Annotated in this window: 18 protein-coding genes and 2 tRNA genes; 8 read left to right on the top strand and 12 right to left on the bottom strand. The window is 64.8% G+C overall.

Going from position 1 to position 22,625, the window contains the following annotated elements; all coding sequences use genetic code 11:
• Nucleotides 1–4: 4 nt before the first annotated feature.
• Nucleotides 5–964: a lipoyl synthase gene (gene lipA, locus ACQR1F_RS04300; RefSeq protein WP_434872816.1), complete on the bottom strand. Its 960-nt coding sequence runs from the start codon at nt 962–964 to the stop codon at nt 5–7.
• Between the two features lie 135 nt (nt 965–1,099).
• Between lipA and ACQR1F_RS04295 the strand changes: the two genes are divergently transcribed.
• Nucleotides 1,100–1,738 carry a DNA-3-methyladenine glycosylase gene (locus ACQR1F_RS04295; RefSeq protein ID WP_434912574.1) on the top strand — a complete coding sequence of 213 codons (639 nt, stop codon included), beginning with the start codon at nt 1,100–1,102 and terminating at the stop codon, nt 1,736–1,738.
• 81 nt (nt 1,739–1,819) lie between these two features.
• Here ACQR1F_RS04295 and ACQR1F_RS04290 read toward each other — a convergent pair whose 3' ends face one another.
• The 5 genes from ACQR1F_RS04290 to ACQR1F_RS04270 form a co-directional block, all read right to left on the bottom strand.
• A complete protein-coding gene (locus ACQR1F_RS04290) occupies nt 1,820–4,684 on the bottom strand; it encodes a valine--tRNA ligase (RefSeq protein ID WP_434912573.1) in 2,865 nt (954 codons plus the stop codon).
• Between the two features lie 311 nt (nt 4,685–4,995).
• Nucleotides 4,996–5,751, bottom strand: a complete 756-nt coding sequence (locus ACQR1F_RS04285) for a PopZ family protein (protein ID WP_315799933.1) — start codon at nt 5,749–5,751, stop codon at nt 4,996–4,998.
• 379 nt (nt 5,752–6,130) lie between these two features.
• Nucleotides 6,131–7,516 carry a TolC family outer membrane protein gene (locus ACQR1F_RS04280; protein ID WP_315799932.1) on the bottom strand — a complete coding sequence of 462 codons (1,386 nt, stop codon included), beginning with the start codon at nt 7,514–7,516 and terminating at the stop codon, nt 6,131–6,133.
• 281 nt (nt 7,517–7,797) lie between these two features.
• Nucleotides 7,798–8,463, bottom strand: a complete 666-nt coding sequence (locus ACQR1F_RS04275) for a protein-L-isoaspartate O-methyltransferase family protein (RefSeq protein WP_434872897.1) — start codon at nt 8,461–8,463, stop codon at nt 7,798–7,800.
• A 133-nt stretch (nt 8,464–8,596) separates the two neighbouring features.
• Nucleotides 8,597–8,782 (bottom strand): hypothetical protein, encoded by a 186-nt coding sequence (locus tag ACQR1F_RS04270; RefSeq protein ID WP_315799930.1) that lies wholly within the window; start codon nt 8,780–8,782, stop codon nt 8,597–8,599.
• A 258-nt stretch (nt 8,783–9,040) separates the two neighbouring features.
• On the opposite strand from ACQR1F_RS04270, the gene ACQR1F_RS04265 reads away from it, so the two are divergent.
• From ACQR1F_RS04265 to ACQR1F_RS04240, 6 genes are all read left to right on the top strand, one after another.
• Nucleotides 9,041–9,115: transfer RNA gene (locus tag ACQR1F_RS04265), tRNA-Asn, on the top strand.
• A 164-nt stretch (nt 9,116–9,279) separates the two neighbouring features.
• Nucleotides 9,280–9,783, top strand: coding sequence for an NUDIX domain-containing protein (locus ACQR1F_RS04260; protein WP_315799929.1), 504 nt, complete (start codon nt 9,280–9,282; stop codon nt 9,781–9,783).
• Nucleotides 9,784–9,798: 15 nt separating this feature from the next.
• On the top strand, nt 9,799–10,644 hold the full coding sequence (locus ACQR1F_RS04255) for an EamA family transporter (protein WP_434912572.1): 846 nt from the start codon (nt 9,799–9,801) through the stop codon (nt 10,642–10,644).
• Nucleotides 10,645–10,872: 228 nt separating this feature from the next.
• Complete coding sequence (locus ACQR1F_RS04250; RefSeq protein ID WP_315799927.1) at nt 10,873–11,337, top strand: response regulator; 465 nt, start codon at nt 10,873–10,875, stop codon at nt 11,335–11,337.
• Nucleotides 11,315–11,719: a response regulator gene (locus ACQR1F_RS04245; protein ID WP_315799926.1), complete on the top strand. Its 405-nt coding sequence runs from the start codon at nt 11,315–11,317 to the stop codon at nt 11,717–11,719. The genes ACQR1F_RS04250 and ACQR1F_RS04245 overlap by 23 nt, the downstream gene beginning before the upstream one ends.
• Nucleotides 11,720–12,088: 369 nt before the next feature.
• Entirely contained in the window at nt 12,089–12,268 is a 180-nt protein-coding gene (locus ACQR1F_RS04240; RefSeq protein ID WP_434912571.1) for a hypothetical protein, read from the top strand.
• 120 nt (nt 12,269–12,388) lie between these two features.
• Here ACQR1F_RS04240 and ACQR1F_RS04235 read toward each other — a convergent pair whose 3' ends face one another.
• Entirely contained in the window at nt 12,389–14,131 is a 1,743-nt protein-coding gene (locus ACQR1F_RS04235) for a methanol/ethanol family PQQ-dependent dehydrogenase (RefSeq protein ID WP_434883032.1), read from the bottom strand.
• Between the two features lie 91 nt (nt 14,132–14,222).
• The gene (locus ACQR1F_RS04230) at nt 14,223–14,798 is read right to left on the bottom strand and encodes a ubiquinol-cytochrome c reductase iron-sulfur subunit (RefSeq protein ID WP_315800424.1); all 576 of its coding nucleotides are present in this window, start codon (nt 14,796–14,798) and stop codon (nt 14,223–14,225) included.
• A gap of 452 nt (nt 14,799–15,250) precedes the next feature.
• Between ACQR1F_RS04230 and ACQR1F_RS04225 the strand changes: the two genes are divergently transcribed.
• Nucleotides 15,251–15,324: transfer RNA gene (locus ACQR1F_RS04225), tRNA-Cys, on the top strand.
• A gap of 48 nt (nt 15,325–15,372) precedes the next feature.
• On the opposite strand, the gene ACQR1F_RS04220 is transcribed toward ACQR1F_RS04225, so the two are convergent.
• From ACQR1F_RS04220 to ACQR1F_RS04205, 4 genes are read right to left on the bottom strand one after another with little or no spacing between them, the layout of a single operon-like run.
• Nucleotides 15,373–15,546: a hypothetical protein gene (locus ACQR1F_RS04220; RefSeq protein WP_315799923.1), complete on the bottom strand. Its 174-nt coding sequence runs from the start codon at nt 15,544–15,546 to the stop codon at nt 15,373–15,375.
• Between the two features lie 50 nt (nt 15,547–15,596).
• Nucleotides 15,597–16,334 (bottom strand): tRNA-uridine aminocarboxypropyltransferase, encoded by a 738-nt coding sequence (locus ACQR1F_RS04215; RefSeq protein ID WP_434846841.1) that lies wholly within the window; start codon nt 16,332–16,334, stop codon nt 15,597–15,599.
• Between the two features lie 39 nt (nt 16,335–16,373).
• Complete coding sequence (locus ACQR1F_RS04210; RefSeq protein WP_316236452.1) at nt 16,374–19,478, bottom strand: efflux RND transporter permease subunit; 3,105 nt, start codon at nt 19,476–19,478, stop codon at nt 16,374–16,376.
• On the bottom strand, nt 19,478–22,606 hold the full coding sequence (locus tag ACQR1F_RS04205; RefSeq protein WP_434912570.1) for an efflux RND transporter permease subunit: 3,129 nt from the start codon (nt 22,604–22,606) through the stop codon (nt 19,478–19,480). The genes ACQR1F_RS04210 and ACQR1F_RS04205 overlap by 1 nt, the downstream gene beginning before the upstream one ends.
• Nucleotides 22,607–22,625 lie beyond the last annotated feature (19 nt).

The raw sequence follows: 22,625 nt of genomic DNA, 5'->3' as shown, positions 1-22,625 counted from the left end.
TCGATCAGCGCGCGAGCGCGTCGCGCGCGGCCTTCAGTCTGGCGAAATCCTCGCCGGCATGGTGCGAGGAGCGCGTGAGCGGGCTCGCCGACACCATCAGGAAGCCCTTGGTGTAGGCGACGGTCTCATAGCCGGAGAATTCCTCCGGCGTGACGAAGCGCATCACGGCGTGATGCTTCCTGGTCGGCTGCAGATACTGGCCGATGGTGAGGAAATCGACCTCGGCCGAACGCAGGTCGTCCATCACCTGCAGCACCTCGTGGCGCTCCTCGCCGAGGCCGACCATGATGCCGGACTTGGTGAAGATGGTGGGATCGATCTCCTTGACCCGCTGCAGCAGCCGGATCGAGTGGAAGTAGCGCGCGCCGGGGCGGACCGAGAGGTAGCGCGACGGCACGGTCTCGAGATTGTGGTTGAAGACGTCGGGCTTGGCCGCGACGACCTGCTCCAGCGCGCCGTCCTTGCGCAGGAAGTCGGGCGTCAGCACCTCGATCGTGGTGGTCGGGCATTTCGCGCGGATGGCGCGGATGGTCGCGGCGATATGGGCGGCGCCGCCGTCGGCGAGATCGTCGCGATCGACCGAGGTGACCACGACATGGGTCAGGCCGAGCTTGAAGGTCGCCTCCGCCACGTGCTCGGGCTCGCCGGCGTCGAGGGCGGCGGGAAGGCCGGTCTTGACGTTGCAGAAGGCGCAGGCCCGCGTGCAGGTGTCGCCCATGATCATGAAGGTGGCGTGCTTCTTGTCCCAGCACTCGCCGATGTTCGGGCAGCCGGCCTCCTCGCATACGGTGACGAGGCCGTTCTCGCGCACGATGTTGCGGGTGTCGGCATAGCCGCGGGTGGTCGGCGCCTTGACCCGGATCCAGGCCGGCTTGGCCGGCGAGACGGAGTCCGGACGGTTCACCTTCTCGGGGTGGCGGGGGCGCAGCGGCGTGTTCGCGTTGATGTCGACGATGGTGACCATGGGATTCGCACAAACCTCTGTTGCGCCCTAGCTATTCCGTGGCGCGGCGCACCGCAACCGGCTGGCCGAGGATACCAGGGCATGGCAGATATGGGCAGCGCGGAACAGCGCGCACCACGGCGGATTTCCTTGAGAATGGCGCAAAAACCGGCAAAAATCCCCGGGGTTTCACGGCTCCGGCGCAATGCTGCGGCCAAGCGGCTGACGCGGGCGTTCTTTGCCCGCGAGGTGCTTGCCGTGGCGCCGGAGCTGATCGGGGCGACGTTTCTGGTCGACGGCGTCGGCGGGATCATCGTCGAGGTCGAGGCGTATCACCACACCGATCCGGCGGCACATTCCTTCCGGGGACCGACACCGCGCAACCAGGTGATGTTCGGCCCGCCCGGCTTCGCCTATGTCTACCGCTCCTACGGCATTCACTGGTGCGTGAACTTCGTCTGCGAGGCCGAGGGCTCGGCGAGCGCTGTGCTGATCCGGGCGATGGAGCCGACGCTGGGGATTGGCGAGATGCAGCGGCGGCGCGGGCTGGAGGATGTCCGGATGCTGTGCTCCGGACCGGGCAAGCTGACCCAGGCGATGGGCATCACGATCGCGCATAACGCACTGCCGCTCGATGCTCCGCCGATCGAGCTGTTCGCGCGGACAGGCGATGTCGAGGTCGTCACAGGCATCCGCATCGGCATCACCAAGGCCGTCGAGCTGCCGTGGCGTTTCGGCCTGAAGGGCTCGCGGTTCCTGAGCAAGCCATTTCCGCCGTCATCGCGAGGAACGTAAGCGACGAAGCGATCCAGGGGGCTTCGCTGGGACTCTGGATTGCTTCGCTTCGCTCGCAATGACGGAGGAGAGAGCGTCGTGTCAGACGCCCTGCAGCCGCGACAGCGCCTCTTGGAACTTGGCCTTGCGCGCCAGCGCCGCCTCGCGCTTCTCCTTCTCCTCCTCGACGAGCTCCTCCGGTGCGTTGGCGACGAACTTCTCGTTGCCGAGCTTCTTGTCGACGCGCTCGATGTCGGCCTCGGCCTTGGCGATCTCCTTGCCCAGGCGGGTGCGCTCGGCGGCGAGATCGACGACGCCCTTGAGCGGCAGCGCGGCGACCTCGCCGCGCACGACGAGCTGGGCGGAGCCGTCAGGCGCGGCGTCGGCGAAGCTGATGTCGGAGAGCCGCGCGAGGCGCTTGATGACCTCGGTCCAGCGCGGTGCGCGCTCCCTCGTCTCGGCGGAGGCCCCGACCAGCGCGAGCGGCATCAGAGTCGCCGGCGGAATGTTCATCTCGGCGCGGACCGAGCGGATCGCGGTAACGAGATCGACCACCCAGCCGATCTCGGCCTCGGCCGCCTCGTCCTTGAAGCTGGCGGCGTCGAACGAGATCAGCAGCGGCGGCACCAGGGGATCGCCGAAGCTGGCCGCGGACAGCGCGGCGATCTCGGCCACCGTCGGCCTGTCGGTGCGGTGCGGCCAGGGTGACAGGGTCAGCAGACTGTCGCGCTTGGCGGTGGACTCCCACAGCGCCTCGGTGATGAAGGGCATGAAGGGATGCAGGAGCTTGAGGATCTCGTCGCGCGCCCAGGCCACCATCGCGCGGGTCTCGGCCTTGGCGGGGCCGTCCTCGCCGAGCAGGGTCGGCTTGGAGAGCTCGACATACCAGTCGCAATAGACGTCCCAGACGAAACGGTAGATCGCGTTGGCCGCGTCGTTGAAGCGATAGGCATCGAGCGCCTCGGTGACCTCGCGCGTCGCCGCGGCCGCCTCATGCGCGATCCAGCGGTTGAGCGTCTCCTTGGCGGAGGCCGGGTCGAAGCCATCCGGCACGGTGCAACCGTTCATCTCGGCGAAGCGGCTGGCGTTCCAGAGCTTGTTTGCGAACTTGCGGTAGCCGTCGACGCGCTGCGTAGACAGCTTGATGTCGCGGCCTTGGGCTGCCATCGCCGCCAGGGTGAAGCGCAGCGCGTCGGCGCCGTGCTCGTCGATCAGCGCGAGGGGATCGATGACGTTGCCCTTCGACTTCGACATCTTGGCGCCCTTCTCGTCGCGGACGAGCGCATGGATGTAGACGGTCGAGAACGGCACCTCCTTCATGAAGTGCAGGCCCATCATCATCATGCGGGCGACCCAGAAGAAGATGATGTCGAAGCCGGTGACCAGCACGTTGGTGGGGTAGTAGCGCTTCACCTCGGGCGTGTCGTCGGGCCAGCCGAGCGTCGAGAACGGCCACAGCGCGGAGGAGAACCAGGTGTCGAGCACGTCCTCGTCGCGCGTGATGAAGCCCTCGCGCTTGTTGCGGTCGAGCGCCATCTCGCGACCCTGCTCGGCCGTGATGACCTCCTGTTCGACGTAGTAGCCGATGGCGTGGCCGACGGCCTCCTCCTCGGTCTCGGCGACGAAGGCCTTGCCGTCCGGGCCGTACCAGGCCGGGATCTGATGGCCCCACCACAGCTGGCGCGAGATGCACCAGGGCTGGATGTTCTCCATCCACTCGAAATAGGTCTTCTCCCAGTTGCGCGGCACGAACGTCGTCGCGCCCGAGCGAACGGCGGCGATCGCCGGCTGCGCCAGGGTCTTGGCGTCGACATACCACTGGTCGGTCAGATAGGGCTCGATGACGACGCCGGAGCGGTCGCCATGCGGCACCATGTGGGTGTTGGGCTCGACGCGCTCGAGGAAGCCGAACGTCTCCAGCCGCTCCAGGATCTTCTTGCGCGCGGCGAAGCGCTCGACGCCGTGGAATTCCTTGGCGAACTCCTCGGAGCCCTCGGGCAGCCCGCGCAGATAGTCCTCGTTGTCGACCAGCGCGATGCAGCCCTCGCGGTCGAGGATGCTGATCTGCGGCAGGCCGTGGCGGCGGCCGACCTCGAAGTCGTTGAAGTCGTGCGCCGGCGTGATCTTGACCGCGCCGGTGCCCTTCTCCGGATCGGAATAGCTATCGGCCACGATCGGGATCTCGCGGCCGACCAGCGGCAGGATCACGCGCTTGCCGACGAGGTGCTGGTAGCGCTCGTCATCGGGGTGGACGGCGACCGCGCTGTCGCCGAGCATGGTCTCGGGACGAGTCGTGGCGACGACGATGAAGCTGGCCGGATCCTCCGGGCTGAACGTCCTGCCCTCGATCGGATAGCGCAGGTACCAGAGGTTGCCCTTGACCTCGATCTGCTGGACCTCGAGGTCCGAGATCGCCGTCAGCAGCTTCGGGTCCCAGTTGACCAGCCGCTTGTCCTTGTAGATCAGACCCGCGCGGTGCAGCTCGACGAACACCTTGACGACGGCCTTGGACAGGCCCTCGTCCATCGTGAAGCGCTCGCGGCCCCAGTCGCAGGAGGCGCCGAGACGCTTCAACTGGTTGATGATGGTGCCGCCGCTCTCGTCCTTCCACTGCCAGACGCGCGCGAGGAACTTCTCGCGGCCCATCTCGCGGCGACCGGGCTGCTGGCGCTCCATCAGTTGGCGCTCGACCACCATCTGCGTGGCGATGCCGGCATGGTCGGTGCCGGGCTGCCACAGCACGTCGCGGCCGCGCATGCGCTCGAACCGGCACAGGATGTCCTGAAGCGTGTTGTTGAGCGCGTGCCCCATGTGCAGCGATCCGGTCACGTTCGGCGGCGGGATCACGATGGTGAAAGGATCGGCATCTCGGCGATCGGGGCGACCGGCGGAGAACGCCCGGGCATCCTCCCAGACCAGGGACATGCGACCTTCGAGATCGGTGGGCTGATAATTCTTATCGATCATGGCATTTCCAGCGGCGTGGGGCCGGCTGTCCAATTCGGGATGTCGCGGAACTCGTCCGGGCCTTTTGTGACATGACCTGAAAAAGCTCACGCAAGCTGTTGGTGCTTGGGCTGTTTTCGGACTGATGTCCGACCGCGGACCGTGCTCCCGGAGGAGCCCTCTCGATCCGTCCGGCAGGGATCAGCTTGACAGGGCTAGAAAGCCGCGGCGGCGCGCCAAGTCAACAGCAGCGACGAACATTGGCGGAAAGGGCCGCCCGCCCGCCGCGGCTCGCTCCAGAACGGAATGCGAGTTCGTGCCCCCTCTCGGCGTCAGCGGCCGCGCGAGACGCGCTCGATCTCGGCCTTGACGATGCGCTCCACCAGGGCCGGAAGATTGTCATCCAACCACGATTTCAGCATCGGACGCAGCATCTCCTTGACGAGGTCCTCAAGCGTCCGGGCGTTGTTGCTCAGCACCGTGTTGGCCAGCGCATTGAATGCCGATTCGACGGCGTTGACCGTGGACGGCGCCAGGATCGGCTGTTTCGGCGTGGCCTGCTCGAAAGACGACTCGAAGCTCGCGGCCTTCTGGTTGAGCCGCCCGGACTCGATGAACTCGATATCGTTCTGCGGATCCACCTTTCGGAAGGATGCCGCGGCGGGGGCTGGCGCTGGAGCGGGAGTCGGTGGGGCCACTGCCATGTCGTCCGTCAACTCAAGTACTTCAGGTTCTGGATCCGGCTCGGGTTCGGCCGGCCGGACCTCTGCCGCCGGAGTCGTTTCATCCAAACCCGCCAGCAATGCGTCAATGTCATCCTGACTGTTGGGCGCCGCAGCCGCCGCGGGCGGCGGCGCAGGTGGTGGTGGCGCGGGCTTGGCGGGGGCCGCAGCAGCGATCTTCGAAGGCGGGATGTCGTTCATCACCGGCTTCGCGGCCGGGGCCGCCGGCTTCTCGGCCTTCACCGGCTCCGGCGCGGCAGCCTTGTCCGCCGCCGGCGGCTTGCCCTCGTCGTCGGCAATGATACGCCGGATCGACGCCAGAATCTCCTCCATGGAGGGTTCTTGGACCTTCGCAGGCTGCGTCATTTCCGACTCCAAATCAGCAACGCCGCCCTACGTATCGGCGCGGCGCAAAAGTCCCGGGCGCCGGATCCAAGAGGCTTGGACTTCTCAACGGACATGCCAACTTGTCTCCGGACAAGGCCTGATCGATGCAAAACAACAGAACGATACTGCCCATGTCGGAGACTATTCTTGGAAGAACTTCCGACGCAGTCCGAATCGTTCGGCGGCCATTTTGAGGCTATGTCATGGCAACAAATGAATGCAAGCAACGCCGGCCGCGAACCCGGTGGAGCACGGAGGTCGCCTGTCAAGCGTCGCCCATTCGTCACAACCACAGCATGTGCCACAAAAAAATCCCCCGGCCAAGGACCGAGGGATCAGGGTCGATATTAAGAATATACTAACGACCATCCGGCGTCCGTACACCCGCCCAGTTATCCCGGACCTGCTGGTAGTGAACGCTGGGATCGTAGGTGGTCGTCGGCAGGTTCAGCACCTGCGGCGACAGCCGACCGACGGTCTGAAGCACCGAGTAGGACGCCACCACACGATCGTGCTGTGCGTTCACCAGCGAGTTCCGCGCATTGACCAGCGCCTGCTGAGCGTTGAGGACATCCAGCGTGGTCCGCTGGCCCGCCTTGGCTTCCTCGCGCACGCCGTTCAAGGCGATCTCGGAGGCCGCCACCTGGGCCTGCGCCGACTGCACCTGAGCCTTGCCCGCGAGCAGCTTGCCCCAGGCAGATACCACGTCGGAGCGAGCCTGATCACGCGTCTGCTCCAGGACCAGACGCTGCTGTGCCAGCGACTCCTTGGACTGCCGGATCAGCGAATATTCCGCCCCTCCGTTGTAGATTGGGACGTTCAGCGAGGCGACAGCCGACGCGCTGAACCCACGATAGGATTGCAGGCTCGACTCATAGCCCTGCTGAGCCTGAGCCTGGACGTTTACGGACGGCAGCAGCGCACCTTCCTTGATCTTCGTGTCAAGATACTGGACGTCGATGCCGTACATCGCCGCGGTCACGCTCGGGTTTTCCGTCAGGGCCGTTTCGACCGACTGCTGGAGGCTCGGCGGCAAGTAACGATCAACAGGAGAGCCCGGCGCCAGATTCTGGGGATCGTTGCCGATGATTCGGCGGAAGTTCGAGCGGGTCGCCGTCAGCTGGGCCTCTGCTGTGAGCTGCTGCGTGCGGCCGGCGGCGAGCTGAGCCTCAGATTGCGCGACGTCGGTGCGGGTGACCTCGCCGACGTTGAACCGATCCCGAGTCTGCTTGAGCGTCTGCTCCAGCACTCGCGTGTTGCTGCGCTGGACCTCGACGATCGCCGCATCGCGCAGATAGTCCATATAGATCGTGGCCGCGGCTAGCAGCACCTGCTGCTCAAGAATGCGGAGAGCCTCTCGTTGCGCCGAGACGTTCGCCTCGGCCTTGCGCACGCCGTTTGCCGTCTGCTGACCGTTATACAGATTCTGGTTGACCGTCAGGCCGACGCTTCGCGGCCTCTGCACGCCGCTGACGGCCGGCGTCGCGGGTGCCGCTTGCAAATCCGTATACTGAATGCCCGCCGTCGCAGTCAGATTGACCTTCGGCCGATACCCCGAGAGTGCCTGCGGAACGCCTTCGTCGACCGCACGAGCCTGAGCCCGCGACGCGTTCAGTTGCGGGTTGTTCTGATAGGCGCGCACCAGCGCAGCCTCGATCGTGTCGGCCAGCGCAGGCGTCGGGCCTGCACAAGCCATCACGAGGACCACAGCCGCCGCTGCGGTGACGAGCTTCACCCCAAACATCCCTGTTCCATTCATTTGTTACCGGCTCGAACGCCAGAGCCGGGCCGTAACCTGTTGAAGAGACTCCCGCGCACCTCGCACCTTATTCCCCATGCAAGCGCAACGGAACCACCCAAGCCTGGAACCCGTATCGAAAACTGTCAACGTGCAGCATCCAGGCCACACTTCTGATTTAAAACAGAATTTTGCCCGCCCGCAGCCGCGAAGACAACGCACCAAGCCGTACTGCGCGACGGGATGCCGGCAGTTCAGAGGGGTCGCCAAGAACTTCGTCTGACGACTTAAAAAACGAACTCGGGGACCCGTTCGAGGCCGGAAATGACCGGCGCCGCGGCATCGAACAGAACCCTGCTGCCGATATCACCATGCGATCGCGTAAAGATCATGGCGCGGGCGGGTCGCGAGGTGGCGAAGACGCCGACCAGGCGGCCGCCCTCTTTCAATTGACGGCAAAGACCGTCAACAGCGACCTCGGTCGCTCCATTGAGGAGAATCACGTCGAAGCGGCCGTCCGCCGGATCACCCTCCGCAGCCGGCGCGACTCGAATCGTAACCGGGCAGCCATCGACGGCGGCAAGCACCTGCTTGGCGCGACCTTCGACCGCCGAATCGACCTCGGTCGCCGTCACGCTGCCCGCAAGCCGGGCGGCCAACGCAGCGAGATAGCCCGTCGCACATCCGACCACCAGCACGCTGTCGGTCGGCTTGATCTCGGCAGCCTGCAGCAGTTTTCCCGTCAGCATCGGTTTGATCAGATACCGCTTGGTCGAAGCGGATTCGGAGACGTCGAGATCCAGGTCGAGATAGGCCAGCGCCTGCCGATCTGTGGGAACGTAGGCTTCCCGCGGCACGGTCAACAACGCATCCAGCACGCGGTGATCGGTGACGTCGTTGGTCCGGACCTGACCATCGACCATTTTCTGGCGCGCCGTCGCGAATGAAGACATGAGCAGACCTGCAAGCAAAGCGGATGGACCGCGGACGATCTGCGCAATCTTTTGGTACAAGGCCCTCGAAAAGGCAACATGCGGGTTTCAACGGAGCCGCTGGGACACCGCCTGTGAGGACGCCGACCGCCGGCTACTCGATCACCACGGCCAGTCGCCCGAGCAACTGCACGATCTCGTCAATATGTTCAGAATCACCGCGCGTCATCATGTCGGCCAACCGCGTGAGACATTCGTCGTCGCTGAGACGCTCGACCTGGTCGGGAATCAACGAGGGCGCGGAGACTTCTTCAGCGAATGGGATGACGGTGTTTGGCATCTACGACACTCCATGACCGCGGGGGACTGGCCGGTTCCAGCAAACTATCGGGGCCGGTTTGCTCCCCTCCAAGTGAATTTCCTGTCATCGAACTGTGGGCGGCCGCTGCCCAGCAAGCGTTCAAAATCAATCTAACCATATGAAATTTCGGTATTTTATCCCTGAGCCCGCAATCGTCGCAAAGATGCGATTTCGTTCTATGCAAGGCGAAACGGCTTTGTTATACGCAGCCGCATTCGCGAACATTGCTTCGCCTGTTCCTCGGTAGCTCAGCGGTAGAGCATTCGACTGTTAATCGAATGGTCGCTGGTTCGAATCCAGCCCGGGGAGCCATTCTGGCCATGCCGAATGGTTCTTTATCCTCCCAATCCTTCTTTCTTGTGACGCGGGACATCCGCCGATTGGCGGCGAACGTTCGCCGATCTTCACTGTCTTCCCTTGACCGCGCATGGGGCGTCGGGCAAGCGGGGGCACTCCTTCTGCAGTGACGACCAGCGATGCCGATTTCCGATCATCTGAGAGCCGTCCGCAGCAAGATCGGCCATGATCTGTTGGCGACCACGGCGGTTTCCATCTCCGTGTTCGACGACCAGGGCCGCATTCTGCTCGGGCGCGACGCGGAGACGGGCCTCTGGACGTTGCCCGGCGGCGCCATCGATCCGAATGAGCATCCGGCCGACGCCGCCACCCGCGAATGCTTTGAGGAGACCGGCCTCGTGGTCCGCCCGAAACGTCTGCTCGGGGTGTTCGGCGGCCCGGAGTTCCTCATCCGCTATCCCAACGGTGATCTGACCTACTATACGGTCATCGCCTTCGAAGCCGTCATCGAAGGCGGCGCGCTTGCGCCTGACGGCGAGGAGATCGCGAGCCTCCGATTCGTCGATCGTGGGGAATGGGACCAGCTCCCGGTGTCGCCATCGAGCCGGATCATCTCGCGTCAGGCGCTCCAGCACGACCCGGTCCCCTACTTCGCTGCCGCGAGCTGGCGGCCCGAGAGCTGAACCGGACTCGAGTCCTTGGATCCTGTCGCCGCAATTCTCATGCTGATGGCCGGTCTGCTTCATGCGAGCTGGCATGCCATCGTCAAGACCGGCAGCAGCCTCTCCCTTCTGGCTGGCATGGGTCTGGTGAGCAGCGCCCTGATCCTGCCCTTCATGTTTCTCGTTCCCATTCCGGCGCTCTCGACCTGGCCGCTCATCGTGGCCTCGCTGGTCTTGCACGCGGGCTACAAGGCGAGCCTCGCAATGGCCTACCGTTCGGCCGAGCTTGGACGTTCCTACCCGATCGCGCGTGGCACCGTTCCGCTGTTCGCAACGCTATTTGCCTCGCTGGGTCTGCAGCAACTGCCACGGAGCGGGCAGTTGATCGGAATTGCCGTCATCGTCCTCGGAATCACCGGCCTGGCGCGCGACCGCATCCACGGTCCGATCGACCGCCGCGCGTTCTGGGCTGCGGTCTGCGCCGCCGCACTGGTCGCCGGCTATTCGGTCGTCGATGCGGCAGGCACTCGGCAGACCGAAGGCTGGGCTTCGTTCACGGTCTGGATGATCGTGCTCGACAGTGTCGTGTTCTTTCTCGTCGCAATGATGTTGCGAGGACCTGCGCTGGTGTTGGAGATCCGAGACGCCCGGACTCCGGTGCTGATCGCAGGCACCCTGGGGCTGACGTCATTCGTGGTATTCCTTTGGGCCTTGAGCCGCAATCCGATCGCCAATGTGGTCGCGTTTCGCGAATGCAGCGTCCTGTTTGCGACGCTGATCGGCGTGCTGTTCCTGAAAGAGCGTGCAACGCCGCAACGGCTTTGCTGCGCGGCGCTGATCGCAGTCGGGCTGGTCATCGTCGCCTTGCTCAAGCCGGATTGAGATTCGTCAAACAGCCGGAGCCATCGACCCGGACATCATAGTTCCATCTTCATCGCATGATGCACAACAGAAGATCTGCCTGCGGTCCGGACAGGGAAGTTCCGTAAAACTCCTGGTTGCAGAATCGCAGCAACTAATTCAGTGTTAACTACTTTGCCATTTTTGAGCCTCAGCCTATTGTCCTTGTAGCGTGAGAGTCCTTCAGTCCCGCTGATACTGAGGTGGCCCATGCCTACTGTCCTCATTATTGACGATGATTGTGCCACGCGCGCTGCGCTGGAAACATTATTGAAGAAGAAGCGGTTCTGCGTGTTTCTCGCGCCGGATGGTCCGACCGGCATTCGATTGATCGGCAGCGTGTCCTTCGATGCCGTCGTGATCGACATGTTCATGCCGGGCATGGACGGCATCGCAACCATTCGCGAGCTCATCAAGCTCGATCCCACGGTCCCGTTCATCGCAATCTCCGGCTACGCGTTCACCGATAAGAAACTGGGAGCTCCAGACTTCCTCGGTATGGCAATCAAGCTCGGAGCAACGGCAGCGTTGCAGAAGCCGTTCGACATCCTCGATCTGCTCGAAGCGGTCGATCGTGCGATCGAGGTGCGGCAACGACTTCTGACCGAGGCGCGGCGCGTGGCTCCTCATCCACGTCTGTCAGGAAGGGCTCATGATGAACATCCTGGTCGTTGATGACGAAGTCGGCGTTTGCTGTGTCATCCAGCATCTTCTGGTTCGCGAGGGCTACGCGGTCACGGCCGTCACCGACGGTCGGCTGGCCATGGATGCCGTGTCCCGCGACGATTTCGCTGCGGCCCTGATCGATCTCAACCTGGCCGACATGGACGGCAACGACGTCATCCGGGCTGCGCGCGCGGCCCGGCCCACGATGCCGATCGTGATGATGTCGGGCATGGTGCTCGAGTCAGGACAGGGGGCGCCTGACTTGCTCTCCCCCTCGCCCAAAGTGGTCGGCCTTCATCGTTTGGCGAAGCCGTTCAAGCCGAAAGACCTGTCGCAGCTGATGCGTGACATTCTGGCGCAGGACACCGAGCTTCTCGCCGTGGCGGTCTGACCGCCAGCGATTCTGCTGCTTGCGTCGAGCCGGGCGTTTGGAGCGGGTCGCCTCTGTGGCCTTGGTAGGCGAGGCAGCCTGCGACGCGCAGCAGGCGTTGTGGATCTCTTGCTCAGGGTCGGCTACGGGCGGCCTCGTGATCGCTGAACGGCACACCTGCCGCGCGGGCAGACCGGTCGAGGGATGACGAGAAGCCTTGGGATGTGAGCCCGTTCACACTGGAACGGCGTGGACCGCGGTATCTTTGGAACGAAGGGCACCGGTAACCAATTGGGTCCGTCGTGCCCGATCGTTAGAATTTGAGCGATCCGCTCAATTTGAACAAAGTGGAATTTTGCCATCCTGGCTCGCAGTTTGTGCGAGGGCGAGATGAGCGAAGCGGAATACGAGCTGTTGATGGACGTTGTGAGAACCGCTATTGCGCCCGAGACCGAGACCGATTCCATGGCCCGCTTGTTCGCAATTCTGCATGTCCCCACGGCAGCCAACGACAACCAGGGCGCCTGGCCGCTGATCCCGTTTCCCGACGGCTGGTTCGCGGCCTGCTGACGTGCGATCGTCTGTCGTCATGCAAGCCGGGGGATCGGCCCGTCTTCGCCGGAACACTGCTGCGGTCGTCATCTTCTGAGATGGCGACGGCCGAGGCCGCCGCCCTTCAGATCGCCGGCGCTACTTCTTGACTGCGAATACCCAGACGACGCCGCCTTGCGGGACGTTGTCCTCCAGACCGATGTTGCCTTTCGATAGCGCATCCTGAATGCGTTGCGCATCGACGCCCCAGCCAGACTGCACCGCGATGTACTGCGTGCCATCGACCTCATAGGCGACGGGCATGCCCATGATCCCCGAGTTCGTCTTCTGCTCCCACAGCAGCTCGCCGGTCTTGGCATGGAAGGCCCGGAACATCCGGTCGTTGGTGCCGCCGACCAGAACGAGATCGCCCGCCGTCGCGGTCACCGACCCGAACAGCTGGGATTTCGGGAAATTGTGCGACCACACCTTCTTGCCTGTCGCGGGATCCCAGGCCTGCAGCTCCCCGAAATGGTCGGCACCGGGCCGCACCGTGAGCCCGATGTCCTCGGCCTTGGTGCCGAGCCAGAGCTGGCCGGGAACGAGCGGCAGCTTTTCCCCGGTGAAGCCGCCGCAGAAATTCTCGTTCGCCGGCACGTAGACGAAGCGCGTCTTCTGGCTGTAGGCCGCGGACGGCCAGTCCTTGCCGCCCCACAACGAGGGACAGAAGTCGACACGCTTGCCGAGCGTCGGCTTGTGCGCGGGATCAACGATCGGCCGTCCCGTCTCGGGCTCGATGCCCTTCCAGACATCGGTGTGGACGAAGTTCCAGCCATTGACGTAGTTGATGCGCTCCGGCGTGCGCTCGAGCACCCAGAAGATGGCGTCGCGTCCGGGATGGATCAGGCTCTTGAAGCTGCGGCCGTCGCGCTGCAGGTCGACCAGCATCGGCGCATCGACCTCGTCCCAGTCCCACGAGTCGTTCTGGTGATACTGGAAATGCGTCTTGATCTTTCCGGTCGCAGGATCCAGCGCGATCACCGAGCTGGTGTAGAGATTGTCACCGGGGTGCAGGCCCCCTGGCCAGGGCGCGGCGTTGCCGACGCCCCAATACACCGTCTTGGTGTCCTTGTCGTAGGTGCCGGTCATCCAGGCCGAGCCGCCGCCGTTCTTCCAGTCGTCGCCGCTCCAGGTGTCATGCCCGGGCTCGCCTTCGGCCGGGATCGTGAAGGTGCGCCAAAGCTCCTTGCCGTCCTCGGCGTCATAAGCGGCAACGTAGCCGCGGACGCCGAACTCGCCGCCGGAGCCGCCGACCATCACCTTGCCGTCGACGATCAGCGGCATCAGCGTGAGATATTGTCCCTTCCTGTAGTCCTGGACCTTCTTGTCCCACAGCACCTTGCCGGTCTTGGCGTCGAGCGCGACCAGATGATCGTCCGTCGTGGCAAGGTAGAGCTTGTCCTGCCAGAGGCCGACGCCGCGATTGGTCGGATGCAGCTGGAACAGATCCTCGGGGAGCTCGCGCTTGTAGCGCCAGTACTGATCGCCGGTCTTGGCATTCAGCGCGATGACCTGCCCCATCGGCGTCGTGATGAACATGACGCCGTTGTTGACCAGCGGCGGCGCCTCGTGCCCCTCGACCACGCCGGTGGCAAAGGTCCAGACCGGCACCATGTCCTTGACGTTCGCGGTGTTGATCTGGTCGAGCGGACTATACCCCTGGCCATCATAGGTCCGGCGGTAGAGCATCCAGTTGCCCGGTTCGGGATTTTCGAGCCGCGCGGGCGTGACGGGACTATAGTTGTCGATCGTGCCGGCCAAGGCTGCCGGTGCGGCGAGACAGGTGAACGCCACGGTGCTCGATAGCAGCCATTGCTTGATCGCGTTGGACGTGATGGACATGGACAAACCTCCCCTGCTTCGTTTTTCGATTCACTTGTTGTCGTGACGGGTGTCGAGACGATGCGAGTTCCGATAAGGACATGGGATCTCATCAGCCCTGTTGGCCACCGACCTTCCCAATGAAGGGCCCGGCGATCAGGAGCGTGCCGTCCTTGATCGCGAGGGGAAGCGCGGCAAGCCGCCGCGGCGCGGGGCCGAACACGACCTGCGCCCCGCGCCTCGGGTCGTACTCGGAATTGTGGCACATGCATTTGAAGACATCGTCGTTGCCCTCGGTCGCCTTGATCCAGGCCGTGACCGGGCATCCCGCATGCGAGCAGATGGCCGAGTAGGCCACGATGCCTTCGGCCGCGCGCTGACGCGTATCGTCGTCGAGTTCGTTCGGATCGAGCCTGACGAGCACCACCTCGTTCAATCGCGATCCGTCACGCACGATCGCATTCGCTGGATCCTTCGGCCACGCGTGAACCGGTGGCTCACCGAGCTTCAAGTCGTCAGGCGTGATCGTCTGCCCTTCGCGCTCCCCTTCCGAGAACACGATCAGGTCGCCTTTCTGCGGCCGCTTCTCCTTGCGAGGATCATCGTCGTCGGCCGCTGCGCCGGCGACTGTTGCGCATGCGGCAAGCGTGCCGAAAACCACCGAGCGGCGTGTCGGGTGATCATCCATGACAGATCTTTGCGTGTGAAGTTGTGTGCGTGAGTCGTGGGAATGCTGCTCTAAAGTCCGGCGTCCCGCAGCGCACCCTGACATAGAACAATTAGAACAACACAACCTGACGAAATCAAGGCGCGTTGCGCGATTTCGCCGCGATGTTTTCAACTATCGTCGCTGCTGCGCGTCATTGCCGATGCAACAGTTCGGCGAAAGCTGCTGGTGATCGGCAGCGACGGTGTCGCCAGCTCCGTCTGGAATTTCGACCACGCAAGGTGTGCGCCAGGGTCGGGATGAGAGCAGCGCGACAACACCCCTACGTGCTGCCGTGCCGGGTGCCGACCCGATCGAAACGCGGCTCGGCGGATCGAACGTCCGGCTGGCTGAGGGCCCGGATCGATGGAGTCGGCTTCGCGACGAGAGTGGTTGCCTAAGCGACCGATTGCCTATATTGCTCCGCCCACAGGGGCCACGTGGCGGAGTGGTTACGCAGCGGTCTGCAAAACCGTTTACACCAGTTCAATTCTGGTCGTGGCCTCCACTCAATCAAGATCAAGCGGGTTGGACCACCCATTGGCCGCGGCCGGCGCTAGATGGGCAGATCGTCGATGCCGCCAGGATAGCTGACCTGCGCGCGCGGCCAGGTCAGAATTGCCCCTCGTTCACCGGCCGAGACGCCGCCCCGATCCGAGCCGGACCTGCCGGCCAGCCGGGGCGCGTAATCCCTGAACTGCACCACATTGGATTTTTCTGCTTCCTGCATGGCTCTGATCCTCGTTCCATGCTGCAATGCAAGAAGCGTACCCCCGGTTCCTAAACCCGGCGTTTACGGCCGCGCCAATCCGGCTTGCGGGCCTTTGGGCGGGGCGTGAGCTCCGGTTGCTCTTTTTCCACCTCCCGATACCGCGCCAGCATGCGCTCGAAGCTGGCGTCGAGGGTCGTGGCGATCTCCGGCCGGCGTTCCAGCGCGGCCATCAGCATCCCCGCCGCCTCGATGGTCGACAGCCCGTCGCGGCGCGGCTCGCGGCGCAGCCGGCCGTAGCGCGACGGCTGCCGCGGCCCGAGGATCACGCGCTGGCACTTCAGCATCCACGGATTGCGCCACCACAGCGCCTTGGCCTGGCTCCAGGTGCCGTCGAGCAGGATCACGCCCTCGATCGACTTGAGGATGGCGCGCTGGTTGTCGGCCACCTCGCCCTTGCGGGTCAGCGCGACCACCTCGGTCTCAGGATCGAGCTCGGCCGCCTTGGCCGAGCCGAGATAGAGAATGGCCCAGCGCGCGGGATCGGCAACCGGCCGTCCCAGCGCCCTGGCGAGGCTCGGCCAGGACAGCCCGACCTTGACCACCGCGTTCTTGAAATGCTGGGCGGCGAGCCGCGCGGTGCCGAGCGCGCGGTCCTGCTCCTGCGGGTGCTGGAGGATCAGGAGCCCCAGCCGGCTTTCCAGCGGCGTGACGCTGTCGCAGATGCACAGCGGCAGCGGCTTCTGGCAGCGCGGGCAGTCGGGTGGCGCCTCGGTGGCGAGCGGCGGATGGTTGTGTATCTCTGGCATGGCGCGCCTATACGCGCCGCTGAACGTCGCGACAACGGCTCATTCGGCAGGAGCTGCGAGCGGCTCCGGCGCCGAGCGGCGGCGCAGCCGGTCGATCAGCAGATAGATCACCGGCGTGGTGTAGAGGGTGAGGATCTGCGACACCAGCAGCCCGCCGATGATGGTGATGCCGAGCGGGCGGCGCAGCTCGGTGCCGGGACCGGTCGCGATCACCAGAGGCAGGCCGGCGAACAGCGCGGCGAGGGTCGTCATCAGGATCGGGCGGAATCGCACCCGGCAGGCCTCGAAGATCGCATCGGCCGATGACATGCCTCGCTGCCGCTCGGCTTCCAGCGCGAAATCGACCAGCATGATGCCGTTCTTCTTGACGATCCCGATCAGCAGGATGATGCCGACGAAGGCGATCACCGTCAGCGGCGTGTTGGTAACCTGCAAGGCGAGCAGCGCGCCGAGCCCGGCCGACGGCAAGGTCGAGATGATCGTCAGCGGATGCGCCAGGCTCTCATAGAGCACGCCGAGCACGATATACATCGCGGCCAGGGCGAACAGGATCAAGAGAGGCTGGCGGCCGCTGCTCTTGTTGAAGTCCCCGGCATTGCCGTCGAAGCTGCCGCGGATGCCCTCCGGCATGTGCAGCTCGTCGACGGCGCGCTGGATGTTGGCGGTCGCGGTCTGCAAGGGCACGTCCGGCAGCAGGTTGAACGAGACGGTGGTCGAAGGGAACGATTGTGAATGATACACCGCCAGCGGTGACAGACCGCGCTCGGCCTTGACCAGCGCCGACAACGGCACCTGCGCGTCCCCTGCCCCGGCCACATAGATGCGGTCGAGATTGGAGGGATCGGTCTGGAACTTCGGGTCGATCTCCAGCACGACCATGTATTGGTTGCGCTGGCTGTAGACGATCGAGATCTGGCGTTGCGCGAAGGCGTTGTTGAGCGCGTTGTCGATATCCTGGACGCGGACGCCGAGGCTCGCCGCCGTTTGTCGGTCGATCCGCAGCGCAAGCTGCAGGCCACCGGGATCGCGGTCGCTTGAAATGTCGGTGATGCCGTCGACCGACTCCAGGCGCTTGGCGACAATCGGCGCCCATTTCTGCAGAAGGTCGAGATCGGGACTGCTCAACGTGTACTGGTAGTCGGAATCGCTCTGGCGGCCGCCGGTGCGAACGTCCTGCGCGGCGAACATGAAGAGCCGAATGCCGGGGACCATCGCGAGGCTCCGCCTGAGGCGGTTGATCACGAGCTCAGTCGAGACGCCCTCGCGCTCCGCCGGGGGCTTGAGGTTGATGAACATGGTGCCGCGGTTGGACGTCGCGCCGCCCGGCCCGCCGCCACCCCCGACCGTCGAGCCGATGCCGGCCACGGCGGGATCGGCCATCACGATGTCGGCAAGCCGCTGCTGCAGGCCCAGCATGGACTGGAACGAAATGTCGGCCGAGGCGCGCGTCGCACCGATGACGAAGCCGGAATCGTCGGTCGGGAAGTAGCCCTTGGGCACCTTGATGTAGAGCGTCACCGTGAGCGCGATGGTGGCGAAGAACACGATCAGGGTGAGAAACGGATAAACCAGCACGCCGCGCAGCGTCCAGGCATAGAAGCGGACCATGCCGGACAGCGCGCCTTCGACGATACGGTCGAACCAGGTGGCACGATCGGACAGCGTCTCCTTGATGTAATGCGCGCAGATCATCGGCGTCACCGTCAGCGATACCAATGTCGACACGACGATCGCGAAGGTCAGCGTCAGCGAGAACTCACGCAGGAGACGGCCGACGACGCCGTCCATGAAGATCAAGGGCACGAAGGCTGCAATCAGAGAAAGGCTGATCGACAACACGGTAAAGCCGATCTGGCGGGCGCCATCGAGCGCGGCGCGCATCGGCGACAGGCCATGCTCGAGATTGCGGTACATGTTCTCGATCATGACGATGGCGTCGTCGACGACGAAGCCGACGGAGATCGCGAGCGCCATCAGTGACAGATTGTCGATCGAGAAGCCTGCGAGCCACATCGCCGCGCAGGTACCGGCAAGCGCCAGCGGCACCGAGACGCCGGCCGCGACCGTCGGCACCAGACGGCGAAGGAACAGGAACACGACGATCATCACCAGCACGGCGGTCGCGAGCAAGGTCCACTGCATGTCATCGACCGAGGCGCGAATGGTCCCGGTGCGGTCGACCAGCGTGGAGATCTCGATCCCCGCCGGCAGCCATTGCTTGAGCTCCGGGATCAGCGCCTTCACCCGGTCGACCGTCTCGATCACGTTGGCATCGCCCTGCTTGGCGATCTGGATCAGCACCGCCGGCTGCTTGTTGAACCAGGCGATCGAACGCACGTTGCGCACGGAATCCTCGACGTCGGCGACATCCGACAGCCGTACGAAGCTGCCATTGCTGCTCTTGATCAGGATGTCGCGGAATTCGGCCGCGCTGCGCATCTGCCGGTTGATGGCGATGGTCTCGCTCTGGCGGCCGCCCTCGAAGATGCCGACAGGCCCGATCGGATTGGCATTGATGATCGCCGTCCGGACATCGTCGGTCGAGATGCCGGCATTGGCGAGCGAGACCGGATTGAGCGCGATGCGCACGGCGGGTTGATCGGCGCCGCTGACCGTGACGTTACCGACGCCGGGTACCTGGAACAGCCGCTGCGCGAGCACGGTGTCGGCGACGTCATACATCGCGCTCGTCGTCATCGTCTTCGAGGTCAGCGCCAGAACGAATACGGGAGCCGCGGCCGTGTTCGCCTTGCGGAACCGCGGCAGCGCCGGAAGGTCGCTCGGAAGGTCCGACAGCGAGGCATTGATGGCCGCCTGCACGTCGCGCGCGGCCTTGTCGATGTCGCGGCCGATCGAGAATTGGATCTGGATGTTGGTGGTGCCGAGCGAGCTCGTCGAGGTGATCTGGTTGACGCCCGCGATCTCGCCGAGTCGCCGCTCCAGCGGCGCCGCGACGGTCCCCGCCATGACGGACGGGTCCGCGCCCGGGCGCGACGCGCTGACGAAGATCGCCGGGAAATCGACGTTCGGCACCGGCGCGACCGGAAGGAAGATGTAGGCGACGATCCCGACCAGGAACAGGCCGATCGAGAGCAGTGTGGTGCCGACCGGCCGGCGAATGAACGGCTCGGAGATCGAGGCCATCACTGGACGCCTTCGGTCGCACCTGCAATCGGCGGCGACGGCAGGTTCGGCGCCGGCGGCAGCGCGCGCTCGAAGCGACGATTGATGCGGTCGAGCGCGAGATAGATGACCGGCGTCGTGTACAGGGTCAGCAATTGGCTGAGCAGCAGGCCGCCGATGATGGAGATGCCGAGCGGAAAGCGCAGCTCCGAGCCGGTGCCGCTCTCGATCGCCAGCGGCAGCGCACCGAACAGCGCGGCCAGGGTCGTCATCATGATCGGGCGGAAGCGCAGGAGACACGCCTGCACGATCGCGTCGTAGGGCGTGCGGTTCTCGTGACGCTCCGCCTCGAGCGCGAAGTCGATCATCATGATCGCGTTCTTCTTGACGATGCCCATCAGGAGGATGATGCCGATCAAGCCGATGACCGAGAGATCCTGGCCGAACAGCATCAGGGCCAGGATGGCGCCGACGCCCGCCGACGGCAAGGTCGACAGGATCGTGATCGGATGGATGTAGCTCTCATAGAGCACGCCGAGCACGATGTAGATCGTGACCACGGCCGCCAGCAGCAGCCAGGGCTGGCCGGCCAGCGACTTGGCGAATTCGGCGGCATCACCCGAGTACACGCCGATGATGCTGCCGGGCATGCCGATGCGGTTCTCGGTCGCATGGAGCGCGTCGACCGCCTCGCTCAGGGCCACGCCGGGCGCGAGATTGAAGCTCAGCGACACCGCCGGAAACTGCGCCTCGTGCGAGATTGCCAGCGGCGCGGTGGTGCGCTTCAGGCTTGCCACCGCCGAGAGCGGCACTTGGCCGCCGGCGCCAGGCAGATAGAGCTTCGACAGGATCGAGGGATCGCGCTGATACATCGGCAGCGCCTCCAGCACGACGCGGTACTGGTTGGCCTGGCCATAGATCGTCGAGATCTGCCGCTGCGCAAAGGCGTCATTGAGCGTGTCGGTGACGCCCTGCAGGCTGACGCCGAGCTGGCCGGCGCGCTGGCGGTCGATGGTCAGCTCAGCGCGCAGGCCGCCCTCCTGGGCTTCGGATGAGACGTCGCGGAACAGAGGGTCGCGGCGCATTTCTCCGACAAGCTGCCTCGCCCATTTCGACACCTCCGCGGCATCGGCACCGGTCAGCGTGTATTGGTACTGCGAGCGGCTCGCCTGGGTCGAGATCTGCACATCCTGGACCGGCTGGAAGTACACGGTCATGCCGGGCACGCCCGAGGTCTTCTGCTTCAGCCGGTCGATCACCTCGGCGACGCCATCCTGCCGCTCGCCGAGCGGCTTCAAGGTCATGACGAGACGGCCGACATTGGTGGTCGGGTTGACCGATCCGGCGCCGATCACCGAGACGACGCCGACGACGTCGGGATCAGCCCGGATCGCGGCGGCGACATCCGCCTGGCGCTTCTGCATTTCGGCGAACGACACGTCAGCGCCGGCTTCGGTCACCGCCGTGATCGAGCCGGTGTCCTGCAGCGGCAGGAAGCCCTTGGGCGCGACGACGTAGAGCGCCAAGGTCGCCGCCAAGGTCGCGAAGGTCACGACGAGCGTCTCGGTCTGGCGGTCGAGCACCCAGAGCAGGCTGCGGTGATAGACCGCCACCGTGCGGTCGATGAAGCGGCTGATAGCGTTCAGCCCCGGCAGCACCCACTCCTCGCTGGCATGCTTCAAAAGCCGCGAGCACATCATCGGTGTCAGGGTCAGCGAGACCACCGCCGACGTCACCACTGCGATCGTCAAGGTCAAAGCGAACTCGCGGAACATGCGGCCGACAAGCCCCGACATGAACAGCAGCGGAATGAACACCGCGATCAGCGACACGGTCAGCGAGATCACGGTGAAGCCGATCTCGCGCGCGCCGCGCAACGAGGCGTTCATCGCGCTCTCGCCATTCTCCATGTGGCGCACGATGTTCTCGATCATCACGATGGCGTCGTCGACGACGAAGCCGGTGCCGATGGTGAGTGCCATCAGCGAGAGATTGTCGAGACTGAAGCCGGCAAAGTACATCACGCCGAAGCTCGTGATCAGCGACAGCGGCAGCGCGACGCCAGCGATGATCGTGGCCCGCAGTGAGCGCAGAAAAAGCAGCACGACCAGCGTCACCAGGACCACGCTGAGCACCAGCGTGAATTGCACGTCGTGCACCGAGGCGCGGATGGTCACGGTGCGATCGCTGACGAAGGCGAGCTTCACGCCGGCGGGAAGCGTGCGCTGCAGCTTCGGGATCTCGGCACGGATCTGCTTGACGACCTCGATGACGTTGGCACCCGGCTGGCGCTGGATGTCGAGGATGACCGCAGGGACACCCTGGTACCAGCCGCCGGTCCGATCGTTCTCCAAACCATCGATAATCGTCGCGACATCGCCGATCGTGACCGGCGAGCCGTTGCGGTAGGCAATGATGATCGGCTTATAGGCGTCGGCGGCCGCGATCTGGTCGTTGGCCGTGATCAGATAGGCCTGCTGCGCCCCGTCGAGCGATCCCTTGGGACCGGAGACGTTGGCGCCTGCGATGGCGGCGCGCAGGTCCTCCATCGAGATGCCATAGGCGGCGAGCCGCGCCAGGTCGGCCTGCACGCGCACCGCGGGCTTGAGTCCGCCGAGCACCGAGACACGGCCGACGCCCGAGACCTGGCTCAGCCGCTGGGCCATGATCGTGTCCGCCATGTCGCTCATCGCGCGCAGGGAGATCGTGTCCGAGGTCAGCGCGAGCGTCATGACCGGTGCGTCGGCCGGATTGACCTTGGCATAGGTCGGCGGATAGGGCAGCGACTTCGGCAAGACGCCGGCGGCGGCATTGATCGCCGCCTGGACGTCCTGCGTGGCGCCATCGATGTCGCGTCCGAGATCGAACTGCAACGAGATCTGGCTGACGCCGAACGAGCTCGTCGAGTTCATCGCCGAGAGCGACGGGATCTGCCCAAGCTGGCGCTCCAGCGGCGCCGTGATCAGCGAGGCGATCACATCCGGGCTGGCGCCCGGCAGTTGCGTCGTCACCTGGACGGTCGGGAAGTCGACCTGCGGCAGCGCCGAGACCGGCAGCGCGAGATAGCCGAGCAGGCCGCCGATCAGCAGCGCGACGCCGAGCAGCGAGGTCGCGATAGGACGGCGGATGAAGGGTTCGGAGACGCTCATCGCGACTGCTCGTCACTCT

The sequence above is a fragment of the Bradyrhizobium sp. HKCCYLS3013 genome, assembly GCF_051167615.1.
GTDB lineage: Bacteria > Pseudomonadota > Alphaproteobacteria > Rhizobiales > Xanthobacteraceae > Bradyrhizobium.
This window is presented reverse-complemented; position numbering and strand designations above follow the sequence as displayed.